This window comes from Aromatoleum buckelii (assembly GCF_012910785.2).
In the GTDB taxonomy this organism is placed as follows: Bacteria; Pseudomonadota; Gammaproteobacteria; order Burkholderiales; family Rhodocyclaceae; genus Aromatoleum; species Aromatoleum buckelii.
The window spans coordinates 685,706-708,179 of record NZ_WTVH02000009.1 but is presented as its reverse complement, the minus strand read 5'-3'; the positions used below and the strand labels follow the sequence as shown (position 1 = coordinate 708,179).

The 22,474-nt window shown below is 67.0% G+C and carries 20 protein-coding genes; 4 read left to right on the top strand and 16 right to left on the bottom strand.

Going from position 1 to position 22,474, the window contains the following annotated elements; all coding sequences use genetic code 11:
• Positions 1–4: 4 nt before the first annotated feature.
• Positions 5–1,639, top strand: coding sequence for a glucose-6-phosphate isomerase (pgi, locus tag GO608_RS09495; protein WP_169198854.1), 1,635 nt, complete (start codon positions 5–7; stop codon positions 1,637–1,639).
• Positions 1,640–1,661: 22 nt separating this feature from the next.
• On the opposite strand, the gene orn is transcribed toward pgi, so the two are convergent.
• Positions 1,662–2,213: an oligoribonuclease gene (gene orn, locus GO608_RS09490; RefSeq protein WP_169198853.1), complete on the bottom strand. Its 552-nt coding sequence runs from the start codon at positions 2,211–2,213 to the stop codon at positions 1,662–1,664.
• A gap of 31 nt (positions 2,214–2,244) precedes the next feature.
• On the opposite strand from orn, the gene GO608_RS09485 reads away from it, so the two are divergent.
• The gene (locus GO608_RS09485; protein WP_247002977.1) at positions 2,245–3,543 is read left to right on the top strand and encodes a M48 family metallopeptidase; all 1,299 of its coding nucleotides are present in this window, start codon (positions 2,245–2,247) and stop codon (positions 3,541–3,543) included.
• 15 nt (positions 3,544–3,558) lie between these two features.
• Positions 3,559–4,509: a ribosome small subunit-dependent GTPase A gene (gene rsgA / locus GO608_RS09480; RefSeq protein ID WP_247002975.1), complete on the top strand. Its 951-nt coding sequence runs from the start codon at positions 3,559–3,561 to the stop codon at positions 4,507–4,509.
• Positions 4,510–4,596: 87 nt separating this feature from the next.
• Here rsgA and GO608_RS09475 read toward each other — a convergent pair whose 3' ends face one another.
• Both GO608_RS09475 and GO608_RS09470 read right to left on the bottom strand, forming a co-directional pair.
• Positions 4,597–5,778, bottom strand: coding sequence for an acetyl-CoA C-acyltransferase family protein (locus GO608_RS09475; protein ID WP_169200242.1), 1,182 nt, complete (start codon positions 5,776–5,778; stop codon positions 4,597–4,599).
• 22 nt (positions 5,779–5,800) lie between these two features.
• The gene (locus tag GO608_RS09470) at positions 5,801–6,727 is read right to left on the bottom strand and encodes a CobD/CbiB family protein (protein WP_169200241.1); all 927 of its coding nucleotides are present in this window, start codon (positions 6,725–6,727) and stop codon (positions 5,801–5,803) included.
• A gap of 319 nt (positions 6,728–7,046) precedes the next feature.
• Here GO608_RS09470 and GO608_RS09465 point away from each other — a divergent pair, with 319 nt between their 5' ends.
• Complete coding sequence (locus GO608_RS09465) at positions 7,047–7,643, top strand: Tll0287-like domain-containing protein (protein WP_169200240.1); 597 nt, start codon at positions 7,047–7,049, stop codon at positions 7,641–7,643.
• A gap of 39 nt (positions 7,644–7,682) precedes the next feature.
• On the opposite strand, the gene GO608_RS09460 is transcribed toward GO608_RS09465, so the two are convergent.
• The 13 genes from GO608_RS09460 to GO608_RS09400 form a co-directional block, all read right to left on the bottom strand.
• On the bottom strand, positions 7,683–9,614 hold the full coding sequence (locus GO608_RS09460; RefSeq protein WP_169200239.1) for an ATP-dependent metallopeptidase FtsH/Yme1/Tma family protein: 1,932 nt from the start codon (positions 9,612–9,614) through the stop codon (positions 7,683–7,685).
• 402 nt (positions 9,615–10,016) lie between these two features.
• A complete protein-coding gene (locus GO608_RS09455) occupies positions 10,017–10,259 on the bottom strand; it encodes a thioredoxin family protein (protein ID WP_169200238.1) in 243 nt (80 codons plus the stop codon).
• Between the two features lie 2 nt (positions 10,260–10,261).
• Positions 10,262–11,734: a permease gene (locus tag GO608_RS09450; protein ID WP_169200237.1), complete on the bottom strand. Its 1,473-nt coding sequence runs from the start codon at positions 11,732–11,734 to the stop codon at positions 10,262–10,264.
• A 215-nt stretch (positions 11,735–11,949) separates the two neighbouring features.
• A complete protein-coding gene (locus GO608_RS09445; RefSeq protein WP_169200236.1) occupies positions 11,950–12,984 on the bottom strand; it encodes a U32 family peptidase in 1,035 nt (344 codons plus the stop codon).
• 81 nt (positions 12,985–13,065) lie between these two features.
• Positions 13,066–13,977 carry a hypothetical protein gene (locus tag GO608_RS09440; RefSeq protein WP_169200235.1) on the bottom strand — a complete coding sequence of 304 codons (912 nt, stop codon included), beginning with the start codon at positions 13,975–13,977 and terminating at the stop codon, positions 13,066–13,068.
• Positions 13,974–14,690 (bottom strand): subtilisin-like serine protease QhpE, encoded by a 717-nt coding sequence (gene qhpE, locus GO608_RS09435; RefSeq protein WP_169200234.1) that lies wholly within the window; start codon positions 14,688–14,690, stop codon positions 13,974–13,976. The genes GO608_RS09440 and qhpE overlap by 4 nt, the downstream gene beginning before the upstream one ends.
• Positions 14,687–16,405 (bottom strand): ABC transporter ATP-binding protein, encoded by a 1,719-nt coding sequence (locus tag GO608_RS09430; RefSeq protein ID WP_169200233.1) that lies wholly within the window; start codon positions 16,403–16,405, stop codon positions 14,687–14,689. The genes qhpE and GO608_RS09430 overlap by 4 nt, the downstream gene beginning before the upstream one ends.
• Before the next feature lie 13 nt (positions 16,406–16,418).
• Positions 16,419–17,492: a quinohemoprotein amine dehydrogenase subunit beta gene (peaD, locus tag GO608_RS09425; protein ID WP_169200232.1), complete on the bottom strand. Its 1,074-nt coding sequence runs from the start codon at positions 17,490–17,492 to the stop codon at positions 16,419–16,421.
• A gap of 5 nt (positions 17,493–17,497) precedes the next feature.
• Entirely contained in the window at positions 17,498–17,818 is a 321-nt protein-coding gene (gene qhpC, locus GO608_RS09420) for a quinohemoprotein amine dehydrogenase subunit gamma (protein ID WP_053422135.1), read from the bottom strand.
• A complete protein-coding gene (peaB, locus tag GO608_RS09415) occupies positions 17,815–19,248 on the bottom strand; it encodes a quinohemoprotein amine dehydrogenase maturation protein (RefSeq protein WP_169200231.1) in 1,434 nt (477 codons plus the stop codon). The genes qhpC and peaB overlap by 4 nt, the downstream gene beginning before the upstream one ends.
• 12 nt (positions 19,249–19,260) lie before the next feature.
• Entirely contained in the window at positions 19,261–20,895 is a 1,635-nt protein-coding gene (peaA, locus tag GO608_RS09410; RefSeq protein ID WP_247002973.1) for a quinohemoprotein amine dehydrogenase subunit alpha, read from the bottom strand.
• Between the two features lie 82 nt (positions 20,896–20,977).
• Positions 20,978–21,460 carry a tellurite resistance TerB family protein gene (locus GO608_RS09405; RefSeq protein WP_169200229.1) on the bottom strand — a complete coding sequence of 161 codons (483 nt, stop codon included), beginning with the start codon at positions 21,458–21,460 and terminating at the stop codon, positions 20,978–20,980.
• 27 nt (positions 21,461–21,487) lie between these two features.
• Complete coding sequence (locus GO608_RS09400; protein ID WP_211159585.1) at positions 21,488–22,474, bottom strand: WD40/YVTN/BNR-like repeat-containing protein; 987 nt, start codon at positions 22,472–22,474, stop codon at positions 21,488–21,490.

Below are 22,474 nucleotides of genomic sequence, written 5' to 3'. Positions count from 1 at the left end.
CCCCGTGACTGAACCCTTTACCCCTGCGCATCGGCTGCCCGCCTGGAGTGCGCTCGAAAACCACGCTGCCCGCTTGCGCACAACGCACGTCGCGGAACTGTTCGAGCGCAACCCCTTGCGCTTCGCGACCTTGTCCTTCGGTCACCGCGGCCTGCTGCTCGACCTGTCGAAGCAATCGATCGACGCGCCCGCCCTCGCTGCCCTCGTCGATCTCGCTGGCCAGGCACGCCTGTTCGACGGTATCGAAGCGCTTTTCGCCGGCGAACATCTGAATTTCACCGAAAATCGCGCGGTGCTGCACATGGCACTGCGCGGCGCCTGCGCGGCCCCGCCCGAAGACGCGGCAACGCTCGCGCACTCGCAACAGCGCATGCGTGCTTTCGCGGCGGCGCTGCGCAGCGGAACGATCACCGGCGCGAGCGGAAAACCGATCCGCATCGTCGTCAACCTCGGCATCGGGGGCTCCGACCTCGGCCCCCGTATGGCGGCGCAGGCACTCGTACCGACCGGGTTGCAGGCGACACCGGAAGTCCGCTTTGTCGCGAACATCGATCGGCGTGAGCTCGACGAAGCGCTCGCCGACGCAGACCCGGCAAGCACGTTGTTCATCGTCTCCTCGAAAAGCTTTGCGACCGCCGAAACCCTGGCCAATGCGCAGGCAGCCCGGGCCTGGCTGCAGGCCGGCCTGGGAGCCGGTTGTGACCCGGCGCTGCATTTCGCGGCAGTCAGCAATGCGACCGACGCTGCGGCCGCGTTCGGCATTGCCGCGGAACGCGTCTTCCCGCTGCCCAAGTGGGTCGGAGGGCGCTATTCCGTATGGTCGACGATCGGGCTGCCGCTGATGCTCGCAATCGGTGCGAGCGAGTTCGACGTGTTCCTGGCCGGCGCGCGCGCGATGGACGAACACTTCCGCACCGCGCCGCCGGGCGAAAATCTCCCGGTCCTGATGGGCTTGGCAGGCCTGTGGAATACCGATTTCCTCGGCATCGAAAGCCTCGCGCTGCTGCCCTATGCGCACGGCCTGCGCAGTTTCGCCGCGTGGCTGCAGCAGCTGGAAATGGAAAGCAACGGCAAGCGCTGCCTGCGCGACGGCTCCGCGAGCACCGTCCCCACTTCGCCGATCGTGTGGGGCGGCGTCGGCACCGTCGGCCAGCATGCGTTCCACCAGCTGTTCTACCAGGGCACGCGTCGCGTCGCGCTCGATTTCATCGTCCCGGTCGGGGCGGACGACGCGTCCCAGCGCGCCCTCGTCGAGAACGCGTTCGCTCAGGCGGCCGCGCTGATGGCGGGGCGCAGCCTCGACACCGCGCTCGCCGGGCTGCGCGCGAAAGGACTTGCGGAAAGCGAAGCGGCAGCGCTCGCGCCGCATCTTGCATGTCCGGGCAACCAGCCGAGCACGACAGTACTGCTGCCCGCACTCGATGCGTTCTCGCTCGGCCAGCTGATGGCCCTGTACGAGCACAAGGTGTTCGTGCAAGGCTGGATCTGGGGAATCAACAGCTTCGACCAGTACGGCGTCGAGCTGGGCAAGGAGATGGCGCGCAGTCTTTCGGCGGGCTTGCGGGAGAAGCACGACGCTTCGACGGCAGGCCTTATGGCGGCAGCCGAGGCGATGCGGCGTACTTCCGACCGCAGCTGATCGCACCCGGCTCGGCCGGAAATCACGGCACGAGGCGCAGGAAATTGTCCCGGTAATGGCGCAGTTCGGCGATCGACTCGTAGATGTCGGCGAGCGCTTCGTGCTTGCCCTTTTTCTCGACCCCTTTGTACACCTCGGGCCGCCAGCGTTTCGCGAGTTCCTTCAGCGTCGAGACGTCGAGGTTGCGATAGTGGAACCAGGCTTCGAGCTGCGGCATGTAGCGTGCCAGGAAGCGGCGGTCCTGGCATATCGAATTGCCGCACATCGGCGACGTGCGCGCCGGCACGTGTTGCTGCAGGAACGCGAGCATCTGCGCTTCGGCGTCGGCTTCACCGATCAGCGACGCCTTGACGCGATCGGTCAGGCCTGATTTGCCGTGCGTGTTCCGGTTCCACTCGTCCATTGCGTCGAGCACGCGGTCGGGCTGATGGACGGCGATGACCGGCGCTTCGGCGACGATATTGAGCTGGGAGTCTGTGATCACGATCGCAATCTCGATGATGCGGTCGGAATCGGGCTCGAGGCCGGTCATCTCCATGTCCAGCCAGATGAGGTGGTTCTGATCCTGTGCCATAATCCTTCGGCCCGGTTTAACAAAGCGCAGATTGTGGCATAAATCGCCGCACCCCGCTTTCCACCCCCTCCCGCATGGCCCCGACACCTTCTCAGCCCTGTTCGTCGCTGCGCTTCTCGCCACCCTTTTCATCAAGGTCGGGCTGATGCTGCGCCAGAGGCATCACGTGCGGGCGCGGCGGGATCAGGTGCCTGCGCCGTTCGCGGACTCGATCAGTGTCGAATCGCACCGCAAGGCTGCCGACTACACCTGCGCACGGATGGCACTGGGCGTCGTCGACGCCACGGTCGGTGCGGCGTTCGTGCTGGCACTGACGCTCGGCGGCGGCCTGCAGGCGATGCACCGCGCCCTTGCCGGATGGTTCGACCCTGTCGGACTCGCACACGGCATCGCGCTGCTCGCCGCGCTCGGCGTCCTGGGCTGGCTCATCGAAGTGCCGTTCGCGCTGTATCGCACTTTCGTCATCGAAAAACGCTTCGGTTTCAACAGGATGACTCCGGCGTTGTACGCCGCCGACGTCGCGCGCGAAGCGCTTCTTGCCGCGCTCATCGGCCTGCCGGTGCTCGCCGCGGTGCTGTGGCTGATGGGCGCGATGGGCGAGCAGTGGTGGCTGTGGGTGTGGCTGTTCTGGTTCGCATTCAACCTGCTCGGACTGTTCGTCTGGCCGACGTTCATCGCCCCGCTGTTCAACAAGTTCACCCCGCTCGCCGACGAAGCGCTGCGAAAGCGCGTCGAAAACCTTCTCGCGCGCTGCGGCTTCCGGTCGCGGGAACTGTTCGTCATGGACGGCTCGCGTCGTTCGGCACATGGCAACGCCTATTTCACGGGCTTCGGCGCCGCCAAGCGCATCGTGTTCTTCGATACGCTGCTCGACAAGCTCAGCCCCGCCGAAGTCGAGGCCGTTCTCGCGCACGAACTCGGGCACTTCCATCACCGCCACATCTGGAAGCGGCTCGCGGTGATCGCCGCGACGAGCCTCGCGCTGCTCTGGCTGCTCGCCTGGCTGATGGAACAGTCCTGGTTCTTCGCCGGACTCGGTGTCGACGACGGGGCCGGCAGCACTGCGGCCGCCCTGGCGCTGTTCGCGCTGGTGCTGCCGGTGTTCGCGTTTCCGCTCGGACCGCTGATGAGCCACTGGTCACGGGTGCACGAGTTCCAGGCCGACGCGTACGCGGCCCGGCAAGCGAGCGCAGCCGATCTCGCCGCAGCGCTGGTCAAGCTGTATCGCGACAACGCCTCGACGCTGACGCCCGATCCGCTGTATTCACGCTTTTTCGATTCCCACCCGCCAGCTTCGCTGCGGGTTTCGCGCCTGCGCGCGGGCACCTGAGGCTTGCGAACCCAATTGACTGCATCCCACTCGCCCGACAGCGGCGCAAGCCTGAACGGCGTCATCACCGCCGCGTTCGGCCGTCACTATGAAGTCGATATCGCCGCACCTCACGCTGCAAGCGGCTCCGATCCGGCGCAGCCGCGGCTGAAGTGCTATCCGCGCGGCAAGAAAAGCGTCTTTGCGTGCGGCGACGAAGTCGAGATCAACCCTACCGGCAGCGGACAGGGCGTCATCAACCGCTTGCACCCGCGCCGCAACCTGCTGTGGCGTTCGGACGCGTTCCGCGAAAAGCTCATCGCCGCGAACCTCACGCAGGTCGTGGTCGTCGTCGCGACCGAACCGGGGTTTTCGGATCGGTTGATCTCGCGCTGCATCGCCGCAGCGCAAAGCCAGCAGATCAGTACCCTGATCGTGCTGAACAAGGCCGATCTGCGCGATCAGCTGCCGGCCGCCCGGCGAATCCTCGCGCCGTTCGAGAAACTGGATTACCGCATCGTCGAACTCAGTGCGCGCGAAGGGGCCGGAGCGCTGCGCCCTTTCCTCGCGGGCCAACGGAGCATCCTCGTCGGCCAGTCCGGCATGGGCAAATCGACGCTGACGAACGCCCTGATACCCGAGGCGCAGGCAGCGACGCGGGAAATTTCGGAAGCGCTGAACAGCGGCAAGCACACGACGACGTTCGCGCGTCTCTATGCGCTCGACGGCGGGTGGCTGATCGACAGTCCCGGCCTGCAGGCCTTCGGTCTCGCGCACCTGACTGCCGACGAACTGGCGGCGAGCTTCGTCGAGTTCGCGCCGCACTTGGGAAAATGCCGCTTCCGCGACTGCCTGCACGAATCCGAACCGGGCTGCGCGCTGCGGGCGGCGATTGCAGCGGGAGCGATCGATGCGCGACGCTTCGAGCACTTTCGCGTCATCCGCGAAGAGATCACGCACGCGAAACGGCAAACGCAGGGCTGGTGATTCGTCCCGCCGTCCTCCGGACCGCGGAGAATTACAGGCGAAAAAAACCCCGCCGCAGCGGGGTCTCTTACCGGTCGCGAAACGCGATCAGACGCGTTCCCAGATCGTCGTGATGCCCTGGCCGCCGCCGATGCACATCGTCGCCATGCCGTAGCGGCCATTGACGCGGATCAGCTCGTGCAGCAGCTTGGTGATGATCACCGCGCCGGTCGCACCGACCGGATGGCCGAGCGCGATCGCGCCGCCGTTCGGGTTCGTCTTCTTCGGGTCGAGGTCGAGGCCACGATTGACGGCGATCGACTGAGCGGCAAACGCTTCGTTCGATTCGATCACGTCGATCTTGTCCAGCGTCAGCCCGGCGCGCTGCAGCGCGAGCTTCGAAGCGGGAATCGGGCCTTCACCCATCACGTCGTTCGGCACCCCGGCGATCGCGTAAGCGACCAGGCGCGCGATCGGTTTGTGGCCTGCCGACGCAGCCTTGCCCGCCTCGGCCAGCACCAGGAAGCTCGCAGCGTCGTTGATGCCCGAGGCGTTGCCGGCGGTCACCGAGCCATCCTTCTTGAAGGCCGGCTTCATCTTCGCCAGCGCTTCCATCGTCGTCATGCGCGGATGCTCGTCGGTGTCGAAGACGACCGGTCCCTTGCGCGTCTCGAACGTGATCGGCACGATCTGGCTCTTGAAACGGCCATCGGCGATCGCCGCCGCCGCACGGTTCTGCGACTCCAGCGCGAACGCGTCCTGCTCCTCGCGGCTGATGTTCCACTTCGTCGTCAGGTTTTCTGCGGTCACACCCATGTGCCCGACACCGAACGGATCGGTCAGGACGGCAACCATCGCGTCGATCGCCTTGGTGTCTCCCATGCGCGCGCCACTGCGCAGCGCCGGCATCAGGTACGCGCCGCGCGACATCACTTCGACGCCGCCGCCGATCGCGAAATCCGCGTCGCCGAGCATGATGGCCTGGGCCGAATTGACGATTGCCTGCTGCGCCGATCCGCATAGGCGGTTGACCGCGAAGGCGACCGAATCCATCGACATGCCACCCTGGACCGTCGCCAGGCGCGCGACGTACGCGTAGCGCGACTCGGTCGGGATGCAGTTGCCGACCGCGGCGAAGCTGATCTGCTTCGCGTCCACCCCGGAGCGGGCAATCGCTTCCTTGACGACCACAGCGCCGAGTTCAGCCGGTTCCATGTCCTTCAGCGAACCGCCGAAACCGCCGACCGCCGAACGTACCGCACTCAAAACCACTACTTCACGATTCGCCATCTCAGTGCTCCCTCCTCAAAAATCAACGACCAACCCAGCCGGCTATCACAACCAAAGCGAGCATTAACAAGCAAAGCACCAGCGCTCGCCATACCAGGCCCACGGTACTCTGCATGTAATCGGCATCGGCTTCCGCGCCGACGCCCATTTCCGGCCGCTCGACGATCTCGCCGGACTCGTGCACGGGCATCCCTAAGCGCACTCCCAGCGCTCCCGCACCCGCTGCAATCAGTATACCGGACGCCCTTTCGCCCCAGAGCATGGCCTGGGTGCGCCAGCAAAACACGGCATCCTCGAAATCGCCGACGACCGAAAACGACGCTGCGGTCAGGCGTGCCGGCAGCCAGTCGATGACGGCGAACGCTTTTCTCGCGAAGCGGCCGAACTCGCCGAATTCGATATCGCGACGCTGCCCCCATTCCTCGCCGAGGAAGCGCGCCAGCCGATAGAAAATCGCGCCCGTCGGTCCGGGCATGACGATGAACCAGAACACGACACCGAACACGTTACGGTGCGCGGCGACGAGCGCTTTCTCGATCGCGAGCCGCGCGACCTCGCTCGAACTCGCTTCGGAATACTGTCCGCCGCGCCATTCGCCGAGGAGCGTGCGGGCGCGCGCAAGCTCTTCCATGCGCAACGCGAGGTGGATGTCGGTGAAGTAATGGCTCTCCTGGCGAAAGCCCATCGTCAGATACAGCACGCCGATATTGAATGCGAACGCGAGCGTCGGGTGGATCAGCCACAGCAGGACGAAGACCAGCGCGCCTCCCAAGACCGCGAGAAGCATCAGCAACCACCACGCGATCGTTCCGTTGCGCGCCCGGCCGTCGTTGAAGCGGTCAACGAGTACGCCGGAAAACCGCCTGAGCGGATCCAGAACAACCTGCCGGACCGGCAGCGGGCGCAGCTGCTCGATAAGCAGTGCAACGATCAGCGAGAAAAGCGTCATTCAGGGGGAGGTCGGGGAAAAAAAGTCTGCAAACCATTCATTTTTGGCCAAGATACCACAAAAGGCCCGGCCTTTTGTGCACCACGGAATAAGCCAGGCGCTGCATCGCCGGCGCTCCAGCGGCGGTTTCCCGGCCTCCGATCCGGTTTGCGGAACGGCCGGCGATAGCGCTTTTTTACCCATACGAAGCGGGTGACTTGCTGCACAGCGCCCCGTCCAGGTCGCGGCCGGACGTGAAGCGCCATCGTGCCGATCGCACGCGAAGGAAATCGGGCGTAATATTAGAGTTTTCTTTTATACGACAGACGAGGAGATTCCGATGAAACTCATTCCCGCCCTCAAGTGCCTCCCCACCCCCGTGGCCGTCGCGCTCGGCTGTGCCTGCCTGTCGTTTTCCGCGCTCGCTGCCGACGACGCAAGGATCGCGGAAGCGCGGGCAGCGGCGTCCTCGCTGCCGCCGAAGCTGCTGGCCGCGCTGAACGAGAAAATCGCCGCGGTGGGTCCCGAAGGGGCGATCCCGGTGTGCAAGGACATGGCGCCGGCGATGGCCAAAGAAGTCGCGGCAAGCACCGGCTGGCAGCTCAAGCGCGTGAGCCTGAAGCCGCGCAACGCGCAGCGCGCCACGCCGGACGCGTGGGAAAAAGCGGCGCTGGAAGAATTCGACCGCCGCGCCGCTGCGGGCGAAAACCCTGCGGCATTGGAGAAAGGGGAAGTGGTCGAGGCTGCCGGCAGGCCCGTCTATCGCTACGCGAAGGCCCTGCCGACGCAGGCGCTATGCCTGAGCTGCCACGGCCCGCGCGACCAGCTCAAGCCCGAAGTCAGGGCCGTCATCGACGAGCATTATCCCGACGACCGCGCCACCGGTTACAAGGAAGGGGAGATCCGCGGCGCGATCGTCGCGACAAAGCGTCTCTGACACCCGCCATCACCTGAAGGCAGGTCCCGGAACCGCCCTTTACACGGGCCCCGGGGCCGTCTCCATCGCAACACGCAGTGCCGCCGCATCGTTTGCCGCGTCGATATGGAAATCATGCACCGGCAACATCTCGCGCAGCAGCGCGCCGGAAACCGTGTCGTCCTTCAGCAGCGCTGCGGTCACGGCGTGCAGCACGTGACGATGGCGTTCCAGAGTCTCGCGGCACGCACGCTGCGCCGCTTCGAGCATCGCGCGCGCTTCGCCGAGCGCCCGCTCCTGGATGTGCGGCCCGACCAGGGCTTCGGGTACGCCGGCGAGACTCAGCAGCCCGAAATGGCTCGAAAACCCCATCGAGCTGACCATCTCGATCGCCAGTTCCGAGGCCCGCTTGAGGTCGTCGGCCGCGCCCGACGTCGTGTTGCCGTAATTCATCAGTTCGGCCTCACGGCCGGCCAGCAGCATCGACAGCCGCGCCTTCAGTTCGCGCTCGCCATACAGCGGCACTTCGTCCTCGCGGCTGACGAAGGTCACGCCGAGCGCCTGGCCGCGGGGCTCGATGCTGATGCGCTCGACACGGCCCGCTTTCAGTGCATGGGCAACCAGCGCGTGGCCTGCCTCGTGCACCGCAATGCGCTCGCGGTGCGTTTCGGTGAACGCGGCTTTGAGGCTCGAGACTTCGCCGCCGAGTTGATGCGTCTCGAGCGCACGGTGCAGGTGAGCCTGGGTCACCGAAGCGCTGCCAGACTCCGCCGCCAGCACCGTCGCGCGATTGACGATGTTGGTGATGTCGGCGTGCGACAGGCCGCTGCTCGCGCGCGCGAGCGCCTCCGCGTCGATCGCTGCGGGCTCGGCCCGGACGCGGGCGAGACACAGCTCGAACAGTTCGCGACGATCGTGCACAGTGGGCAGATTGACGCGCGCGACGAGGTCGAAGCGGCCGGGGCGGCGCAGCGCCTCGTCGACGTTGCCGACGTGGTTCGTCGCGCCGATGACGATGATGTGGTCGGAAGTCGAGAAACCGTCCATCTCGACAAGCAGCTTGTTGATGATGCGGTTCTCTTCGGACTGCCCGCCCTCGACTTTCGCACCGCTCGCGCGCTTGCCGATGCCGTCGAACTCGTCGATAAAAATGATGCAGGGGGCATTCTTGCGGGCGGTTGCGAACAGCTCGCGGACCTTCGCGATGCCTTGGCCGTAGAACATGCTCGAAAAATGCGAGCCATCGACAGCGATGAAGTTGGCCTTGCATTCGCCGGCGAGCGCCCGGGCCAGCAAGGTCTTGCCGGTTCCGGGCGGACCTTCGAGAAGCACGCCGCGCGGCGGCTTCGCCCCGAGCGCGAGATATTTCTGCGGGTCACGCATGAAGGCAGTCACCTGCTGAAGCGAGGTCTTGGCATCCGACGCGCCGACGACGTCCGCGAAACTCGTCTGCGGCTTCTCGGCAAGCTTGGCTTTCGCGCTGCCGCCCATTGTGCCTTGCCGCAGCAGATAGATGCCGAGCACCACCATCGCGGCGACCGTCAACAGCGTGAAGAGCCGCTCGAGCACGCTGCCCGTGCTGGCGAGGATGCGTTCGCCGAGTGTGCGCGAGTCGATGCTGATGCGGGTCAGCGCGAAACCCTGCTGCCGGCTTGCGGTTTCGAGGCCGGCCAGCAGTCCTTCGTCGCCGGCGACGAGTTCGGTGCTGATTTGCTCGCCGCTGCGGGTCGTCGCGAGCACGCGCTGGCCATCGACGCCGGCCGCGGCGATCTCGCCCTGTCGAAGCTTGTCCGCGAAGACCGAGGCGTCGAGCGGGTGATCGAGCCACATGCGGGGGCCGGACTCGAACTGGCGAGCGAGTTCGGTCTTGCCGGCCGCGCTCGGCGCGTGGCTGTGGTAGTCGAACGCGACCCAGCCGGCGACAACGGTGAAAAACACGGCGACGGAAAAAAGGATTTGGACCCAGCGGGGCCAGGCAGAGAATAGCTTCATCGACGATCCGGGATTCAGCCCCGAATAGGACCGTCGGAGGGTCCGGGCAGGGCCTGCTATGTGGCGGCGCGAACCGCCGGGTTCAGCTTCGAGTGCAGCGTGCCGGGCTGTGACCGCCCCGCTGCACCCTCGATTATTGCTACCGCACACGCAGTATTTTTGTGCGGTGAAGCATTCTTTCCCAGCAGCCATTCGCGAGCAACTTTCGCGCGCCCCGCCACTACGATGACGTTCGCGCAGGACAGTCCGTGGGGCGCCCCGCGCTGCCAGACTTCGGCAGGCATTACGCCTATGCGTTATGCAGTCGGCTTCGCGACACCAAACAGCTGCCGAAACACATCGTTACAAATTGACTGTCCGATGTTCGATTGCCGGATCGCTCCCGAGCGGCGACCCTTCCAGTCAGCTGCTCGTCCTGATCCACTCGGCGATCGTCGAGGCGGTCGGAATCCGCCCCGACGAAACGAGCTTTTCATTGATGACGAGACCCGGCGTCTGGATGACGTCGTAGTCGATGATCGTGGCCATGTCGGTGATCTTGACGATGTCCGCTTCGACGCCGACCGACGCCACCGCCTGTCGCGCGACCTCCTCCAGCTTGCGGCAATTCGCGCAACCGGGCCCCAGAACCTTGATGGTGATCATGATCAGACTCCCCCGAGAGCTTTGGCTTTCGTATTGCGGCTCATGAAATTGACCGACGTCACGAGCAACCCGATGAACGCCGCGAGCCACAGCGTGATGATCAACAGCGGCATCCCGTCGATCCACGCACCGTAGGTCAGGCCGGCCGCGGCACTGAACAGCGCAACGAGGCCGACGTAGACCGCGGTTTTCTTCCTGCCGAGAATCGCCGAGATGATCAGGATGCTCTGCAGCGACAATTCGGGATCGGACATCAGGTACGCAAGCAGCGGCCCGCGATGCATCCCGAGATCGAGGAACATCTTCGCGATGGGAACTTCGACGAGCGTCGGGAAGTACATGAACACGCCGAAGGCGACGCCTGCCAAGTTGCCGGAAAGCGAATTGGTGCCGGCGATAGCTTCGATCCATTCCGGCCGAATCAGGACGCGGATGACGCCGACGAGGAAGACGCCGATCACCAGCAACGGAAAGATCTGCTTGACGAAGCGCCACGATTCCCACAGCCAGTCCTGAACGTTTTCCGTTGCGAGCCGGCGCGAGCCGACGTGATACAGGACGGCGAGCGCAGCCGCCACGCCGAAGAACTTGCCGGTCAGGCCGACGCGCAGGCCCTCCGGGGTGGCCTGCAGCGACAGCGCCGCAAACAGCAGGGTCACGCCGATCAGCGCGAGGCTCGCGCGGGTCCAGGCGGTGACGCCGTCCTGGATGTTCTCGAAGCCCCGCCATGCGGTGAAGCCGATCGCAACGAGCAGCGCGATCAGCACGACGCCCTGCACCGACACCCCTTCTTCGCCTCTGGCTGCGTCATAAGGGACGAGGCGGTCGAGCGCAGCCTGCCAGCCGGCGGCGTTCGCCGCGGGGAGATCGAACGAAAACGCCGTCCCCGTCAGGACGCTCAACTTGAGCGTGCCAGCCAGCAGCAGCGCGATCCAGACGAGCAGGAACAGCAGCGCTGCGTGTTGCATACCCGCTGCGCGTTGCGCCGAAAACAGGGTGTCGGTCGCCTTGTCGTGCGCGGCGTCGTCGGCACGGAAGACGAGCGCCATGATCAGCCCGATGCCGATGCCGAACGTCAGCGACAGGATGAAGCGGGCCGCTGCGAGATCGGGGCCGATGATGCCGCCCGTATAGACCAGGGCGAGGATGTTCGCCGCCGGGGCGAAGAACAGGAACGTGATCGCAGGGCCGAGGCCGGCGCCTTTCCGGTAGATCCCCGCGAACAGCGGAACGATCGTGCACGAACAGACCGCCAGCAGCGAGCCTGCCGCAGCGGCGGCGGGATACGACACGGCCTTGCTCGAATTGCGTCCGAGAAAGCGCGTGATCGTTTCCTTCGGGATCAGCGCCGCCATCGCGCCGGCAATGAAAAAAGCCGGCAGCAGGCAAAGAAGCACGTGTGCCGCGAGATACGCCGCGAGGTTGCCGAGCCCGCCGTAAAGGAGCGGGACAAAGGCAGCGGAAAGGGTATCCATGAAACCTCCCGGAGGAGACGGCCACGATGTAAATAGTATGTCAGAAAAACCTGATGCAGGATGCGCCGCGCCGCTGCCCGAGGCCGAACGAAAGTGTCGGCAGCAACCAGCGCTTGCAGGAGCGGCCAGGACATCGTTCGTGACGAACTTCGGAAGCGATCCGGTCGCGGCGGGATGACAGCACGTCCGATGCCGGAGGCGCTCCGGCAGCGACTTCAGGCGGGTTGTGCGTGAACGGGGATCTCCGGCTGGCTGCGCTTCTCCGGGTAATAGCACATGTAACCGCTCGCGCAGTGGCTCGGCGCGTCGCGCAGTCCGACTGCGCATTCGCGGACTTTCGTCTCCGGTTCGCCGTCCTCGATGCGGCGCAACACCTCATGGACGAGCTCGACGCTCTTCACCTTGCGCTCGCTCGCCCCTTCGCGCCCGGCGATCTTCACCGAATGCACCCCTGCCGCGTGCATCGCCGGCATTGCGCAAAGGCCGCACGGGCCCCACGGGTAGCCGTTCGGCGCGACCGAAAAACCGTTGCCGAAGCGATACCACAGCCAGCGCTTGTAGTCCTGGTCGTTTTTTTCCAGCCGCCGCAGCGCCCGTTCGGCAGGCGCTTCGCCGCTCGCCGCGCGGTATTCGAACTGGTAGTTGTCGATGCAGATCGGTCCGCCCTTGTTCATCGGCAGATGCACGGTGTGGCACGTGCCCTCCTCGAACACGCAGCCGTCGTTGAGGACGAAGGCTTCGATGTCGAGCTCGGGGAGTTCGGTTGCGATCGCGGAGATTTCCGCAACGGTGACGTCGCGCGGCAGGATGATGCGGCGCGCGCCGAGCTGCGCGAAAAAGCGCGCCGATTCGACGTTGCGGCAGGTCGCGACCGAACTGACGTGGATCGCGAGATCCGGGACGTTCGCCGTGAGCGAGGCGATCAGCGAGATGTCGGCGACGATCGCGGCGTTGCCGCCGATGCTGCGAAAGTGCGCGGCGATTTCGGTCAGCGCGTCGAGGTGCTGCTCGCCGTATTGCTGCGCGTTGAGGACGAGGAACACTTCGGCATCGAGCGTGTGCGCGTTGTCGATGACGCGCTCGAGGTCGGCATAGCCGTTGAGGTTGCCGAACACGCGGCGATTGACGCCCGAAGTGTTGAAACGCCGGATCCAGTCCGGCGGCACGACGCCGCAATACAGTTCGCGCGCGCCGGCCCGCACCAGCGGTTCGACTTCGGCAGGCGTGCTGATCGGTGCAGTGATTTTCATAGGACTCCCGTAGGGCCGCCCCCAAGGGAGGCCTCAACCCCCTCGGGGGGCAGCGAACAAAGCGAGCGTGGGGGCTTCATGTCAGGCTCCCGACAGGACGATACGGCTGACCCAGCCATTCGCAACCGCCTCGGCGATTGCCGCCGTCATGCCAGGCGCGTGGCGGTAATACATCGTGTTGCCGCGCTGTGAAGTCTGCAGCTCACGCGTGCCGGGGCGGGCACCGACTTCGGAGAAGCCGAGGCATTCGCGGCGGCAGCGGTGGCCGGGCGAAAATTTTTCCGGTACATCGAGCGCCAGCGAACCGAGCTTGCAGATGCGGCCCTTCGCGATGTAGCCATACGGCGCGCGTACGCCGACAGGGAAATCGATGCCGGCATACATGTCGGCAGCGCCGAACGGCGGGAAGTCGAGTTCCAGGCGGCCGATGCCGAGATTGTCGAGGATTTCGCGGAACGGGCCGGCGCGCAGGCCGTTCGGGTACATGCGCGCCCACGTCGCGGACGGCAGCCGCGGGTCCTTCAGCATCTTCCCGAGCAGGCGCCCGGCGACCGGCCGCAGATCCGGGAATTCGCGCTGCACGACGCGCGCGACGCCCCAGTCGTTGACGGTCACTTCGGCGCCCGCAGGCAGGCGCGCGAACGCGGCGCGAAGCGGCTCGAACAGGCTGTCGCAGGCGATCGGCGTGACGAGGCCGAACGTGACTCCCCAGCGCTCGCACAGGGCCACGGCGCGATCGATCGCCTCGACGCTCGGCAGCAGGTGCTCGCAGAACTCGCTGCCGAGGAAGAAATGCGTCGGCTCGGCGTCGTCGGGCAGCGTGACGCACTGTCGCGCGTCGCCGAGCTGTTCGAGATAGTCGTCGCGCGTGACACGCTCATGGCGCGCGAACGCGGCCAGCTCACGCTCGTCGACGAGCGCGAAGCCGAGCTCGATCGGACCAGCAGGAGGGTTTGGCGTAATCGAAGCGGTCGGGGTTGAGGTCGAGGTCATGAATCGGTCTCCGCGATTCTTCTGTTTTCGCGCCCGTGCCAGATGGCATAGGCCGCGAGGTGGTCGAGGAGCCCGCGAAGGCCCGCGTCGGGGTGCTGCACGAGGTGATTCGCGACGATGCCGGCAAAGCGCGCCGCCGCCATGCTCGCGCCACCGGGGCGTCCGCCGGGCGCGTCGGGACAGGTTCCCCACGCGGCGCCGGCTGCGCTCGCCGGATCGAGCCGCGACCATTGGTCAGGAGCGCAACGCGCATCACCGCTCACCGCGAGCACGCCGGGATAACGCGCCGGATAGACCGGCGAGCCGCGCGCCGGCGCTGCGGCGACGAGCAGCACGCCCTGCCCCACGGCCCGCTCGCAGGCTTCGCGCAGCACGCGGCGGTCGTCGGCGAGGCCGAGGCTCAGGTTGACGACCCGGGCCCCTTCGGCGACGCACCAGTCGATCGCTGCGGCGACGAGGCGCGGCGTCGCGGGTCGGGCGAGCGCGGCGACGCGCGCGTCGAGCAGGCACGCGGTCGGCGCCGCATCGAGGACCAGCGCGGCGACGCATTCGCCGTGCGGCAGCGCAGGGCGATGCGGCGCTTCGCAGCGTACGCCCCCATCGGACGACTCGGCGCCATCGAAGTCGCCGCTGGCGAACTGCGCGGCGGCGTGCAGCGCCGCCGGCGGCACGCGCTCGAAACCGCCATCGACGATGCCGACGCGCAGTTTCATACGGCCCTCAGCAGCGGCGCCGGCGCTCGCACCGGCGGCTGCTCGACCAGCATGCCGTCACGCAGTTCGACGACGCCGTCGAGCTCTCCGACGGATGCGAGGTTGTGCGTGATGACGATACGGGTGCGCCCGGCGAACACGCGATCGACCGCCATGACGATCGCTTGGGCGACCGGCAGATCGAGCCCGGAGGTCGTCTCGTCGAGGATCAGCACCGCCGGGTCCTGCAGGATCGCGCGGGCGAGCGCGATGCGCAGCCGTTCGCCGCGGGACAGCGCCGACGCCGACGCGCCGACTGCCTTGTCGAGGCCGCCGGCGTGGGCGAAGCGCGCGAGACCGGCGAGGTCGAGCGCGCGCAGCAGCGCCGGCTCGTCGGCGTCCGGCGCGACGAAGCGCAGGTTGTCGCGCACGCTGCCGGGCATCAGCACCGGGTCCTGATCGACGACGACGACGCGCCGCCGCAACTCGGCAAGATCGAGCCGATCGAGCCGCACGCCGTCAAGCAGGATGTGTCCGGCGGCCGGATCGTAATGACGCTGCAGCAAATCGATCAGCGTCGATTTGCCGGCGCCGGACGCGCCGACCAAGGCGAGCTTGCGGCCAGCCGGGATGTCGAGCGACGCGCCGTCGAGCACGCGCGTCTCGCCGTAGCCGAAACGCACGCCGACGAGGCGGAGGTCGCCGCGCACCGGCCGGGCGAGCGCGACGGGCTCGGCCGGCGACGTGACCGTCGGCAGTTCGGCGGCCAGTTCGCGGATCCGCTGCAGGCTGACTTTCGCCCGCTGCCAGCCCATGAAAACGCCGGCCGCAGTCTGCAGCGGACCGGCGGCGCGAGTCGTGTAGGCAATGAACGCGACGACGACGCCGACGGTCAGTTCGCCCGCCGCCGCGAGGCTGCCACCGACCGCGAACACCAGCAACACGCCGAGCCCCGACAGGATGCGCTGCACGCCCCCGGCGCCGAGCGAAGCGACCTGCGAGCGCCGCAGCGCCGCGAAATAGTCGCCATGATGCGCGCGCAGCTCGGCCTCCTGGCGCGCGCCGGCATTCGTCGCCTGGATGAACTTCATTGCACGCAGCGATTCGACGAAAAAGCTCGACATCGCCGCGCTCTGCTGCCGCACCGCCTGGGCGCTGCGCTCGAGCCATCCGCGCGACCCGAGCAGCGCCGCGACATGTAGCGGCACGAGTGCGAACACCAGCGCGGTCAGCAGCGGGCTCAGCGACAGCATCAGCGCCAGCGCGACGACCAGCGAGAACGCCGCATTGAGGAGCCCCATCGGCGCGTCGATCGCAAAACGCTGCACTTCGGCGACGTCGCCGTCGAGCCGCGACAGGATCTCGCCGCCGCGGGTGCGCGCGTAGTAAGTCGGCGCGAGCGTCTGGAGGTGGCGGTAGATCTGTTCGCGCAGGCCGAACAGCACGTGCGCGGACAGCTTCAGATACGCGAGCCGGGAAACGGCTTCGATCGCGACGCCGGCGACGAGCAGCGCGAGGAACGCGCCGCACAGCTGCAGCACCACGTCCATGCGCCCGCCGACGATACCGTCATCGACGAGGCGCTGCGTGAGATACGGCGGCAGCAGCGCGGCGCCCGACGCGAGGAAGGACAGCACGACAATGCCGCCTACGGCGCCCGCGCGGCCGCGCACGGTCGGCCACGCCCACGCGAGCGCCTGCAGCGGCAGCGATCCTTTTTTCCGCAGCGCGATCACGCGGCGACGCTCGTCAGCGCTTCACGACCCGCAGCCATCCGATCGACTGATCCGCCCCGCCCGGCATCATGATCTCGCCGGTTTTCTCGAGTGTCTCGGCGTCGTGGATCGCGATCTTGTCGAGCGCCCCGCCGATATAGACTTCCTTGCCGTCGCCCGAGATATTGACGGCGTAGAACGTCTGCTCGAGGTCGACGCGCTTGATCAGCTTGCCGGTTTCGGTATCGACTTTCGACAGCTGGTTCATGACGAGGAAAGCTTCGTTGCGAGCGGCCGGATTGATCACCGACGAGAACATCGCCGTCTGCGCGTTCTCGAACTCGACCGTCTTCAGCGTCTCGGCGTCGAGGTCGAACACCGCAATGCCGGCCTTGAACGCGTCCGCGGAATCGGGCGCGGCAGCGGTGTTGGCGACGAAATACGGCGTGCTCAGCGCGCGCGCCTGCTCGAACGTTCCCCACATCGCCAGGACGTCCGGCTCACCGAGGCCGGGGCGATCCCAGTGGCGGATCGGGAAAGTCTTCTCGATCGTCCCGCTGCGGGTGTTGAACAGATACATGTCCCAGCCGAGCGCGAGCAGGTGGTCCTTGTTGCCGGTCGGCGCGAGGAGACTGATGCGGCGCGGCGCCGGGAACGTGCGGCGCGGCTTCGCGCCGACGCCGTCGGCGGTGTCGAACACCGCGATGTAAGTGTCCTCGACCTGGTACTCGGAGCGCCCGAGCACGACCGGCGCCTGGTGCACGTACAGCTCGCGCCCGTCCTCGCTGACGGCGGCGGCAAAAAAGCCCTTGATGCGCTTGCCGGGACTCGAGAAGTCGGCGCGGAAAACCTGGTTGCCGCTGTCGAGGTCGATGCCGACGACGCTTTCCATGCGGTTGGTCAGCACGTAGGCGACTTTGCCATCTTTCGGCACCGTGATCGTGCCGGGCACGCCATCGCCGGGGATCGTGATCGAACGCACGACTTCGCGCTTGGCCGGGTCGATGACGTGCAAGGTGTTCGGCCGCGTCACCGTCAGCAGGTATTCCGCGGCGATCGCGGACGCCGATGCCGCAATGCAGCACAGCGCAACGAGCAGTTTCTTCATGATGCTCAATCTCCCGGGAACAGGGTCTGCAGCTCGCGCCAGTCGCGCAGCGCCGAGTTCTTGCCGTCGGTCCAGTCGCGCGCGCTGTTCAGGCCGTCGGCGAGCTGCGCCGGCCACCAGCACGGATCGGTGCAGCCGTAGAGATCCGCCTCCATCGGCTGGCACAGGCTGGCCAGTCCGCCGAAGGCGTCGACTTCCCAGCCCGGATCGAAAGTCGTCGTGCAGCCGACGACGCTGCTCATCAGCTGCACTTCCTCGCCGTTGCCTTCCTGCACAGCGTGTTCGAGCAGCTGTGCCTTGTGGTTGAGGGCTCGCAAGCGTTTCATTGTCTGGCACTCCTTTGTCCGTTGGAGGCGTTGAAATAGGCCGGATTGGCGATCGCGATCTCGCCGAAGGCTTCGAGGCCGAACGCGATCCACGCACGGATCTGCTCGCAGTACTCGAAAGTCGGCAGGAACGGGTCGCCGTAGCGGGAATACGATTCGTGGTAGCAGCCGCCGGCGCACAGGCTTCGCGCCGGGCACGTGCGGCACGTGGCATGCGGGTTCTGCGCGGCGGTGACGAAACCGGACAGCGACTCGCGCGCGATGCCGCTCGTCACGTCGCCGAAACCGGCGAGGTCGGAGTCGGAGCCGGTGAAGCGGTGGCACAGCGAGATCTTGCCGGTCGTCCCGACCGCGAGCAGGCCGACGCCGGCGCCGCACGGCAGCACCTTGCGCGTACCCATCCACAGGTCGGTCATCAGCTGGTGCATGTTGCCGAAGCCGTGGCGCCGGCCGCGCTTGGCTTCGCCGACGTATTCGCGGCCGAGCGCCTGCATCGCCGCGAACACTTCGTCGAGCTCCTGCGGCGACAGCCCGACCGGGGAATCCGGCCCCGCGGTCGCCGGCGCGAAGCCGACTTCGAAGAAGCCGAGCTCGTCGTGCAGGTGCCGGTAAATGCCGGCGACGTCCACGTTGCCCGAGGCGAGCGTCACGCGGGCGCCGACCGGGCGCGACTTGTAGCGTTCGAGCAGGCGCTGCACGCGCATCGCGACCGTCTTGTAAGTGCCGCCGCCGGCGATCGTGCGGCGATGCCGGTCGTGCTGCGCTTCGCCGCCGTCGATGCTGACGGTGATGCCGAAGCGGTGCGCATCGAGGAAATCGATGACGTCGTCGGTGAGCAGCGTCGCGTTGGTCGTCAGCGAGAACTCGACGTCCTTGCCGGCGGCCGCGGCCTTCTGTTCGGCGTATTCGACGAGGTCGCGGATCACCGCGATGCGCGTCAGCGGCTCGCCGCCGAAGAACACCACTGCGACGCGCTCGTTCTCGCTCGCTTCGGCGAGCAGCAGATCGATCGAGCGCGTGCCGGTCTGGTAGTCCATCACCGACGAGTTCTTCGGCGACGTCAGGTCCTCGCGGTAGCAGTAGCTGCAGCCGAGGTTGCAGCCGGTCGTCAGCGTCAGCACGAGGGTCTTCAGCGGCGAGCGCTCGACCAGCCGCGGCGGGATCTCGTAGTGCTTCGGCTGCGGTGCGACGATCCCCAGCTCGATGAAGTCGCTGAGACTGTCGCACAGCTCACCCGGCGAATAACGCCCGTCGAAGCGCGCCTGGATGTCGTCGGCGGCGACCGCGGGCGTCGACTCGAACAGCCCGAGCAGGTCGGTCGCGGCCGGATCGAGCTCGAAGATCGACGTCGTCGGCACGTGCAGCAGGACATGCCGGCCGCCGGAGCGGATCGAACGATAGTTGTGGGCCTGCACCTGCAATGTCGTCACGGGATGTCTCCTTCAGCGCAGCGGTGTCGGGTTCCAGCGCTGCGCAACCACCATCAGCTGGCCCTTGCCGTTAAGCGTCTGGTCGCCGTCGGCGACCGTCGCGATGACCGACAGGTTGCCGACGTTGTTGATGCCGCCGCGTCGTAGCGGATTGGGACCACCGAACGACGGCACGAACTGGCCGTGCGGCGCCATGTGACCGGCGTAGCGCGCGTCCTCGTCGTGGCGCGCCCGGTCGTCGAACGGCTCGGTCGACCATTTCGCGGGCACGCTGCCGAGGCGGATGTCGTCGTCGGTTCCCGGTTTGCCGTCCGCGCCGTTGAGGAAGGCGATGGCGTCGAACTGCGCGCTCATCGGCGCCACGGTGCCGCCGCCGAGCCGCGCGACCGCAAACGCGGGCTCGACGCGCACTGCGTCGAAGCGTTTGAACACCGCGACGGTCTGCGCGGACTCGCGGCCGCCGACGACGACCTTGCGCACCCCTTCGGGCGCATCGGCCGCGACGCGGACGCGCACTTTCAGCCCGCCGGGCGATGTGCCGAGCCATTCGACGACTTCGATGCCGGGGCCGAAGTCGACTTTCGCGTCGAGCGCGACGCCGGCGAGCGTCAGGTCCGCCGTCGCGCCGTTGCGCAGCATCCGCGGCGTGACCGAGACGAGCTCGTTCTTCACCGCGTCGTCGGCGCGCACCGCTTCGAAGCGTGCACCGATCTCGTCGGCTCCCTTGAGGAACCAGCGTCCCGACATGCGCGAACCATCGGGGCTCAGCGCGAAGATCGAGCGCGTGTCCTCGTTGCCGAGCTTCGCCGAGCCGCGCCATTCGTAGCCGGTGTAGACGATCGCGTCGCCCTGCCCGCGCACCGTGTTGCCGGGGCCAAAGCGCAGCTCGTAGCTGACTTCGTAGCGATCCGGCCCGGCCGCGCGCGCCGTCATCGTGCCGGTGTACGCCCCCCAGCCCGGGCGCTCGCCAGCGACGACCCAGTTCCCCGTCGCAGGGCGATGCTTCGCGCTGCGCCATTCGCGCCAGGCCGGCGTGTCCTTCGGGTACAGCGCTGCCAGTCGCACGGGCATCTGATCGCGGGCGATCTCCCACCAGTTGCGGTCGCGGCCCATCGCCGAGTATTCCGCACTCGGGAACTGGCCCAGGTGCGTGTGCATCAGCTTGCGCCATTCGCCTTCGTCACGCCGCTGCAGCGCGACGCGTCCATAGCTGTGGCAGCGTCCGCACATCTGCGCGAGTTCCTCGTCGGGCGCAGTGTCCTGCATGTTCGGCTGGCGCTCGGTGAGCGGACGGTAGGCCGCGCTCTCCGACGGCGCGAGGCCCTGTCGGTCGGCGAGGTATTTGACGATCGTCTGCCGCTCACCGGGCGTCAGCTCGACCTTGTGCCAGATGCCCATGCGCACGACCGTCATGTCCCAGCCTTCCGGGCTCTTGCGGATCTCCGAAATGCGGTTCAGCTTGCCGTTGTCCAAGTGACAGGCGCCGCACTTCGCCTCGAGCAGCTGCTGCGCCGCGGCGTCACCGTTCGCCGCGTGCGCCACACCGGCCACGCCTGTCGCGACGGCCAGAACGCCCGCGATCCTCGCCCCATACTGCATTGCGTCGCGAATCCCGTCGCGAACCCCTTCGCGAAACGCCTCGCTCATTTGCGCCTTCACATCGCCCTCCGTTTCCACCCAAGTGGTTCTTTATTTTGAGGAATGCTCATCGTTGCGCCTCTCGTCCCTGTCAGCTTCCGCCGGCACCATCGTCGAGCAGCCCGGCGCGCGCCACCGCGGCGGCTCGAGCCGCATCCGCCGCTTGCGGCCCGATTTCGAGCTGCTTCGCGAGCCGGTTCATCAGGCGGTCCTCGAGACGGACGAGATCGCCATCCGCATAGGCCACCTCCCACAACATCGTCAGCACCTCCTGCCGCTCGGCCGCGTCGAAGCCCGCACGCACCGCTTCAGCGAACTCCCAGTCGTCGAGCACCTCGGCGAAACGTTCGTCGGCGATGGCCACGAGCTGGCGTGCGACGTCCTCCGCCAGGCCGAAATGCTTGTGCAGCAGGCGGCCGACAGCCGCGTGCTCACGCTCGGTGGCGCGATGGTCGATGTACATCGCCTCGAGCAGCAGGACTGCGACGGCAATATGGCGTCGCTCGAACGGACCGGTTTCCAGTCCTTCGGGCTGGAGTTCGCCGGACAGCAGCGCCATCAGTTTTGTCAACATGCGGAGGTCTCCACGGAATGTCCTGAATTAGCGCGCCGGCACGAGCCGCTCGACGCCGAGTTGTCCGGCCACGACGACGCCACCGCTGTCCGGGGCCGTCATCACCGCGGCGAGGTTCTGCCGGTCGGGCCGGATTTCCAGCTGCAGCGGGCCGCTGCCCTTGCCGCGCAACACCACGCCGCCCGCTCCGACGACGATCACGCCGCCGTCGGTCGTCGTGATGCCGGAAGTCAGCGACTGCTCGGTGCCGGTGTCTCGCGCCTGCCAGGTATCGCCGCCGTCCCGGCTCGTGATGACCTTGCCGCTCATGCCGAGCAACACGACTTCGCCGCCGCCGAGCTCGAATCCGCTCCATAGCGAGCCGGACACGCCGGTATCGAGCTTCGTCCAGCTCGCGCCACGATCGGTCGAGCGGAACGCCAGGCCGCTTTCGCCCGCAATGAACAGCGTGCCGTCGCGCACCGAGAACAGGTGGTTGAGGTGGTAGTCGGCATCCTGGCCGCTGCCCACCGCCATCGGCGTCCAGCTGCGCCCGCCGTCCGCGGTGCGGAACGCCACGCCGTAGGCACCCGTGACGTAGCCCCGCTTGGCGTCGAGGAAATGCACCGACAGCAGCACCGGGCGCTCGTCGAGCACCTCGAGCAGCTTCCAGCTCGCGCCGCCATCGTCGCTGCCGAGGATCACACCGCCATGGCCGACCGCCCAGCCGTGCCGCTCATCGACGAAATGCACCGCTGTCAGCAGCGCGCTGACGGGCCCTTCGGCCTGCTGCCAGGTATTGCCGCCGTCAGTCGAGCGCACGACCATGCCGTAGTCGCCGACTGCGACGAGCGTGTTGCCGGCGCGTGCGATGCCGGTCAGCGGCACTTTCGCTGCGAGCCTTGCTTTCATCGCCGGCACGGTCGTCGTGATGCTGTCCGGAGCGGCCGGGGCGGCCGCGCACGCCAAGGCGCCGATCGCCAGGCCCAGTACCACGATGCCGCGCGTGAATCGGTTCGATCTTTTCACGGGCAT